Origin of the sequence: Alienimonas sp. DA493, assembly GCF_043951915.1 — a bacterium.
GTDB lineage: Bacteria > Planctomycetota > Planctomycetia > Planctomycetales > Planctomycetaceae > Alienimonas.
The window spans coordinates 1-7957 of record NZ_JBINJD010000200.1 but is presented as its reverse complement, the minus strand read 5'-3'; the positions used below and the strand labels follow the sequence as shown (position 1 = coordinate 7957).

The window sequence follows — 7957 nt, the reverse complement described above, 5'->3', positions numbered from 1 at the left end:
CGGGACCGAACTGGTCGCCGCCGGCGTCCCGCTGACCCCGGCGGCGATCGGCCTGCTGGCGGAACACGGCTACGACCCGGTCCCGGCCGTGCCGCGGGTGCGGGTCGCGTTCCTCTCGACGGGTGACGAGGTTGTGCCCGCCGCCGCAAAGCCCGGGCCGGGGCAGATCCGCGACGCCAACGGCCCGCTGCTCGCCGCGGCCCTCGCGGCCGCGGGCGCGACGCCCGTGCCGCTGGGCCGGGTCGGCGACGACCGGGACGCCCTCGCAGCGAAGGTGCGGGAGGGGCTGGCCGCCGACGTGCTGCTGCTCTCCGGCGGCGTGAGCATGGGCGATTACGACCTCGTCCCCGGCATGCTGGCCGACTGCGGCGTCGCGCAGGTCTTCCATAAGGTGAACGTGAAGCCCGGCAAGCCGCTCTGGTTCGGCACGCGGCGGAACGGCGACGGGCCGATCACGGCCGTCTTCGGTCTGCCGGGCAACCCGGTTAGTTCGCTGACGAGCTTCGAACTGTTCGTCCGCCCCGCCCTGCGACGGCTGGGCGGCTGGACGGACTGCGAACCGGCGCCGCTGCGGGCAACGCTGACGGGTGCCCTGTCGAACCGCGGCGACCGCCCGCTGTACCGCCCGGTCCGGCTGACGCCGACTGCCGAGGGCCTCGCCGCGGAACCGGTTCGCTGGGCGGGCAGCGGCGACCTCCGCGGCGCCGCGGCGGCGAACGGGGCGGCGCTGATTCCGGGCGAATCCCACCTCGCCGCCGGCGACCCGGTCGAGGCCGTCCGCTGGGCCGGCTGCGGGTAGCTCACCGGCCCCGAACTCCGCCGACCAACCCGGAGTCTCAGCGAGGGACGCCCGCGATGCGGGCGCGGGCGGGCCGTCCGTCCCTCGCTCACGCTTCAGGTTGGTGGGGAATCGAAAACTTCCCCGCGCCCGGAGGATTTCTCTCAAGCCGGCCCGGCGGGGCGGCCGATCGGGTTCGTATCCGAACCGTCGCGCCCGGAATCCCGGCGCGCAACGTCCCGCCGGAGGCGGGTCGCGGTTCCCCAGACGCCCGGAACGGACGCCGCCGTGCCCTCTGCCGCTCGCTTCTTCTCCCGCCGGTCGCGTTGGATCCGGTCGCTGCTGGACCGGCCGACGTTCGGCCTGTCGGGTCTGGCCGCCGCCGCGTGCGCGGCGGCGCCGGCGTTCGCCCCGCTGTCGGCGCAGGCCAGTTCCCAGCCGTCCCAGTTGGTCGATGCGCGGACGGTCACCACCGCGGACGACGAGACCGACGAGGACTCCACCACCAGCTTCCGCGAGGCCCTCGGGGCGGTGCACCCCGGCGGGACCGGCGTGCGGTTCGACGTGCCGCTGTTCGCCGACCCGAACGTCAATCCCGTGATCGAACTGAACGGCGCCGTCCCCGCCGGCCGGGCCGGCGTGCGGGTGGACCTCGAACAGGGCGGCCGCGGCATCGAACTGCTGGTCCGGCCCCACGGCAACGGGCAGAGCGGCGCCGGGCCGCACGTGCTCAACCCGACCTTCACCGGCTCCGGCACGCTGACGGCGGACCTCGGGACCGGAACCGCCGCGGAGCTGACGCTGAACGGGCACAACGGGCACCGGCTCACCAAAGTCGTCAGCGGGGTGGTCGTCGCGGGGACCGACACCGGCTTCGGCCGCGGCCTGCACCTCGAAGCCGGCGCCGGCGGGCGGCTGACCGGCAGCACCTACGTCGGCCAGCTGACCGGCGAGGGCACGCTGAACCTCGGGTCGCACGTGCTGGTGCTGGGCGTCTTCCCGTCGAACCCCGGCGGCGGGACCGCGGTCGCGGACGGGCCGGGCTACAGCTCCGCGTTCGCCGGCTCGCTGGCCGGCTCCGCCGACGCCGGACTAATCAAGATGGGCTCCGGCACCGTCACGCTGACCGGCACGAGCACCTACGGCGGCGGCACCGCTGTGCTGGGCGGCCGGCTGGAGGTCGACTCCGCCGAGGCCCTCGGCACCGGGGACCTGCAACTGGGCAACGGCGCCGAGCTGAAGCTGCTCGGCGTCCTCGACGACCGCCCCGGCCACGAGGCCGGCCCGGCGTTCCTCCGCGAACTCAATCTGGCCAACGGCGGCCGAATCGATCTGAACGGCTACGACCTGCTGCTGGGCGGCGGGGTTTCCGGCACCGGCGGGCTGATGGTGCACGGCGGCGGCGAACTGACCCTCGCCACCGCCAACGCCTACGCCGGCGGCACCGTCGTGGACGGGGCGACCTTGGTCGTCGCCGCTGACGGCGCCCTCGGCGTCGACGACCTGTACCTCAACGACGCCACCCTCCGCACCGCCCACACCGAGGGCACGCTGGTCTACGCCGGCGGCGTCGCCCTGGGCGAGGACGGCGGCACGATCGAAACCTCCGGCGGCCGCTGGACCGTCACCGGCGGCACCGCCGGCGGCGTGCTCACCAAAACCGGCGCCGGCGAACTGCGGCTGGTCGCCGCCGGTCACCACAAATCCACCACCGTCGCCGGCGGCACGCTGGCGGTGACCGGCCTGGCCGCCCTCGGCTCCGGCGCCGTGACGCTCAACGGCGGCGAACTGTTCACCGACCTGGCCTCCGGGCAGGACTCCGTGCTGGTGAACGCCGTCGCCCTGGGCGCCGACGGCGGGTCGATCCGCACCGACGCCGAACTCACCCTGCAGGGGAAACTCAGCGGCGCCGGGCTGCTGACGAAGACCGGCTCCGGCACCCTCGTCCTCGCCGGGACGAACGCCGCGACCGGCGGCGTGCTCGTCTCCGCGGGCGCCGTCCGGGCGGACGCCTCCGCGGCGCTGGGCTCCGGCCCGCTGACGCTGGACGGCGGCCGCCTCGAGACCGCCGGGGGCGTGACGCTGGAGAACGGCGTGACCGTCGGCCCGGCGGGCGGCCGCCTGCGGACCCTCGGGGCCGGCGCCCGCGTCACGCTCAGCGGCGACGTCGATCTGCAGGGGGACCTGGGGCTCGACGGCGGCGGGACGTTCGTCTTCGCCCCGGACGCGAACACGTTCAACGCCGCCGCCGACGCCAAGGCGAGCGTCACCGCCGGCTCCACCGTGCGGGTCGACACCGTCGCCCCCGAGCTGAACCTGGGCTCCGGCACGCGGCTGATCGGCTCCGGCGAGGTGCTGGGCGACGTGACCGCCGCCGGCGAGATCGCCCCGGGGGCGGACGGCGAAGGCGGGCAGACCCTGAACGTGCAGGGCGACCTGACGCTGAACCCGGGCGGCGGACTGCTCCTCGATTCCCACGTCGGCGGCACGGATCGCGTCGCGGTGGGCGGGGCCGCAAACCTCTCCGGTGGCTCGGTGACGGTGAACGTCGGCGCCGGCGACGCCGCCGGCCGGCGGGCGCTGGCCAAGCAGATCGCTCAACCCGGCTCGGAGCTGGACCTGACGGTCCTGACCGCCGCCGGCGGGATCGCCGGCGGCCCCGACTCGGTGCGGGCCGAGGCGTGGTCGCTGACCGGCTCCTCGTCGATCGTGAACGACGCCGGGACCGATTCGCTCCAGGTGCGGCTGAGCCGGGTGGAGAACGGCGCCGCGGTCTTCGCCGACGCTGACGAGGCCGCCGCGGCGGACGCCCTGTTCACCCTCATGCCCAACGCCGAGGGTCCGGCCGCCGACCTGTTCGCCGCCGCCCTGCTGTCCGACGCCGACGGCGCCCGGCCGGTGCTCAACGGCCTGACGGCGGCCCGCTCCGGCGGCCTGGGCGGCGTGAGCGTCGCCGGCGCCGGCGCCGTGCGGCGCACGATGTTCCGCGCCCTGCGGCCCGGCGGAGCCGGCGGCGGCGGGCTGTTCCGCGGCCAGAACGACGACCCCCTCGCCGACGACCCCCTCGCCGACGCCCCCCTCGCCGACGCCCCCCTCGCCGGGGCCAACGGGACCGACGACTTCGGCTTCGGCACCTTCACCCTGGGCTCCGACATCGGCGACGAAGAGTCGGCGGGAGTCAAATCGGGAGTCCGTACCGCCGACGCGGAAGACAAGGACTCCGACTCCGGAGTCAAGAAGGCGTCCTTCACCCCCGGCGGCCGGGCGGCCCGGACGCGGCGGAGCGGCGGGTCGGACCTCTGCTGGGGCGGCTTCGCCGAGGGTTACGTGGTCGGCGGCGAGGTCGGCTCCGGCCTGAACGAGACGGACTACCTCACCGGCGGGGCGGTGTTCGGCGTGGACCGGCTGGTCGCCTCCGGGACCCGCGTCGGCCTGCTGTGGGGCTTCGGCGGGACCGGCTCCGAGAGCGGCGGCGGCGTCGACCGGTTCGAGGCCGACGTCTCCAGCTGGCAGATCGGCGTCTACGGCACGAAGACCGCCGGCCGGTGGCACGCCGCGGCCGCGGCCGTCTACGGCGGGGACGGGTACGAGACGACCCGTACCCTGCACGCCGGCGGACAGGCGTTCGTCGCCGACGGCGAAACGGACGGTTCCACCGTGACCCTCGCCGCCGAAACCGGCTACCTGCTGCCGATCGAGTGGATCGATCTGCAACCGCTCGCCGGCGTGCAGTACGTCAGTTCCTCCCGCGACGGCTACCGGGAGTCCGGCCTGGGCGCCGCGGACCTGCTCTACGGCGACGCCGAGGCCGACAGCCTGCGGGTCCAGCTCGGCGGCCGGGCGGCGAAGACGCTGGGCGACCCGGGCGGCCTGGCGTTCATTCCGGAGCTGCGGGCCTGGTGGTTCGGCGAGGTCGCCGGCTCCGACAGCCCGGCCCCGGTCCGGTTCGCCGCCGCCCCGACCCTGCCCGCGTTCTCCACCGCCGGCGAGGACGCCGCGAACCAGTGGGCGCTCGGCGGCGGCCTGACCAGCCTGCTGGGCCGCCACGTCCGTCTTTACGCCCACTACGACCTGCTGCTGGGCGAGGACGCGCTCAGCCACGCCGGCACCGGCGGCGCCGAACTGCGGTGGTGAGCGACGGCGGCAAGCCGGAACGAACGGCCGCGAGCCGGGGCGAACCCGCCCCGGCTTTCGTCGTAATCCCGGCCGGCGGAACGCGTTCCGCCGGTCGTGACGGCATTTGGGGGCGTTCCCGGTGCGGTCGTGCGGCCGCGGTCAGATCGGAGAACGCTTGCCGGAAACTCGGCCGATGAGGTAAAATAGCCTGTTCGGGTCGGCGACGATTCGCGGTTTCCCCTTCACGCAAGGGACCGTGCAATCCCCGCCTCCCCCGCGGCGCGACTCGGTCCACGCCCCGCCGGCGTGCCGATCGGCCCGCCCGAACGTGCGGTCCGCCCCCGGATCCTCCCGCCTCACAACATGCTCCCGCCCGTTCCGATCCGTCCTTCGCGGACGGCCGTCGCTTTCGCCTGTGCCCTCACGGCGCTGTTCGTCCCCGGACTGTCGTTTGCGGCCGAGGGCGACGCACAGAAGGACCGCGGCGCCGAGCTGTTCGCCCGCGTCTGCGCCGACTGCCACGGCGAGCGGGGCGAAGGGGTCGAGTTCCTGTACGAGATGCCCCTGCACGGGGACCTGTCCGTCGATCAGCTGACGGACCTGATCGCCCGCACGATGCCGGAGGGAGACCCCGGGTCGGTCGTGGGCGAGGACGCCGCCGCGGTCGCCGCGTTCGCCTACGACGCCTTCTACTCCCGCGCCGCGCAGCTGCGCAACGCCCCGCCGCGGGTCGAACTGAGCCGGCTGACCGGCAGTCAGTACCGCCGCTCGATCGCGGCGCTGGGCTCCGCGTTCGCCGGGCATCGGAACATTTCGGCCGACGGGCCGCACGGCTTGGAGACCCAGTACCGCGCCCGCCGCGGGCCGTGGGACAAGCGTCTGGCCTTCAAACGGACCGAGCCCGTCATCGACGTGGACCTCGGCGACGGCGTGCCGCAGGCGAACGAGGGGGACGAAACCGGCCCCTCCAACGGCAAGTTGGCGGAGGAAGGCTTCGAGATCAGTTGGGAGGGCGCCCTGCTGCCCCCCGTGACCGGCCAGTACAAGTTCGCCGTGGAGTGCTCCCACCAGGTCGAGTTCGACCTGAACGGCACGCGACTGGTGAACGTGCGGGTCCGCAGCGGCGACCAGACCCGCTACGAGTGCGAGGCCTTCCTGCTGGGCGGCCAGCCGGTGCCGCTGCGGATGCGGGTGGAGAAGCGGCTCGGGAAGGAGTTCGACAAGGACGCGCCGAAGATCGACTTCTTCGCCCGGCTGTCCTGGACCCCGCCGCACCGGACCGAGACCGTGCTGCCCGCCCGCTACCTCGTGCCGGGCTGGACGCCGCAGACGCTGCTGGTCTCCGCCCCCTTCCCGCCGGACGACCGCAGCGTGGGCTACGAGCGCGGTTCCGCGGTGAGCGCCGCCTGGGACGAGGCGACCAGCGAGGCCGCCTTCGAGGTCGCCGACCTGCTGCTGGAGACCGACAACGGGATCCGCACCTACCTGAAGATCAACGAGAAGGACCCCGCGGACAAGCAGGTCCAGAAGGCGAAGGAGTTCTGCGCCAAATGGACCGAACGCGCCTTCCGCCGCCCGCTGACCGACGAGCAGCGGGCCCTGTACGTCGACTCGCACTTCGACGGGGAGCGCCACTGGAAGGAGGCGACGAAGCGCTGCGTGCTGATGACGCTGAAGAGCCCGTACTTCCTGTATCCCAACCTGCACGCCGCGATCGCCGCGGCGGAGGGCGAGGCGCCGGACGCCCACGATCGGGCCGCCGCGCTGGCCCTGTTCCTCTGGGACAGCCTGCCGGACGACCAGTTGCTCCAGGCCGCCCAGAAGGGCTGGCTGAACGACCCCGAGGTCGTCGCCAAGGAGGCGAAGCGGATGAGCCGGGACTACCGCGCCACCGTCAAGCTGACGGAGTTCTTCGCGGACTGGCTGATCCCCGAGGGGGCCCACGAGATGGCGAAGGACGAGACGCTGTACCCCGGCTTCGATCACGCCGCCGTCGGCGACCTGCGGACCAGCCTGGAGCTGGCGATCGCCGACGCCCTGAACGGGGAGACGGCGGACTTCCGCTCCCTGTGGGACGCCGAGGACCTGTACGTCAACGCCCGCCTGGCGGAGTTGTACAAGGACGATCTGGTCGACCCCGGCCAGGCGCCGCAGGACGGAACGTTCGCCAAGCTGGCGGTGAAGCCGGAACGGCGGGCGGGTTTGCTGACCCATCCGCTGCTGATGGCCGGCTACGCCCACCACCGGGTAACCAGCCCGATTCACCGCGGCGTGTTCGTGGCCCGCAAGCTGCTGGGTCGGAACCTCAAGCCGCCCAAAGAGGCCTTCAGCCCGCTGCCGGAGGACTTCGGCGACGGCCTGACGACCCGGGAACGGGTCGCCCACCAGACCTCCGACACGGCCTGCTCCGCCTGCCATAACCTGATCAACCCGTTGGGCTTCAGCCTGGAGCGGTTCGACGCGATCGGCCGCCTGCGGACCGAGGAGCGGGTCGTCAAGAAGGACGCCGCCGAGCCGGTGACGAAGCCGGTCGACGACGACGCGGTCTACCTGACGCCCGAGGGGGCCGAAGTGGCGCTGGACGGGGCGGTCGCCCTGAGCCGGTTCATCGCCGACAGCGCCGAGGCCCGCACCGCGTTCGTGGAGCGGTTGTTCCACCACGCCGTCAAGCAGCCGGCCGCCGCCTACGGGGTGGAGACCCGGGAGACGCTCGCCGCCCAGTTCGAGGAAAAGGAAACGGATATGAAAGCCGCGTTCGCCGCCGCCGCGACCGTCGCCGCCCTGGGCCCGCCACGGGACCCGGCCGGCGGCGATCCGCCCGCCCGTACCGCCGCCGCCGCCGCGGACGGGGCTGTGAAGAACTAACCCCCGCCCGCCTTCCGCATTCGTCGCGGCTCACGCCGCCCCGTATCCCTCCCTCCCGCCGCTCGCCATGAACACGCCCTTCCGTTCCGCCCGCCGCGAGTTCCTCAAGAACCTCGGCCTGTCCGCCGCCGCCGCCCCGTTCGTGTTGAACCTGCCGAGCCTCGGCTTCAACCGGGCCTTCGGCGCGGAGTCCGGGGC

3 protein-coding genes are annotated in these 7957 nt (G+C 73.9%); all 3 read left to right on the top strand.

The window, feature by feature from the left end:
* The coding region (locus tag ACG2DA_RS20390) for a molybdopterin molybdotransferase MoeA (protein ID WP_395258217.1) at positions 1-799 on the top strand (799 nt) is incomplete at its 5' end.
* Between the two features lie 267 nt (positions 800-1066).
* Complete coding sequence (locus ACG2DA_RS20385; protein WP_395258215.1) at positions 1067-4912, top strand: autotransporter domain-containing protein; 3846 nt, start codon at positions 1067-1069, stop codon at positions 4910-4912.
* 345 nt (positions 4913-5257) lie between these two features.
* Positions 5258-7759: a DUF1588 domain-containing protein gene (locus ACG2DA_RS20380; protein ID WP_395258214.1), complete on the top strand. Its 2502-nt coding sequence runs from the start codon at positions 5258-5260 to the stop codon at positions 7757-7759.
* Positions 7760-7957 lie beyond the last annotated feature (198 nt).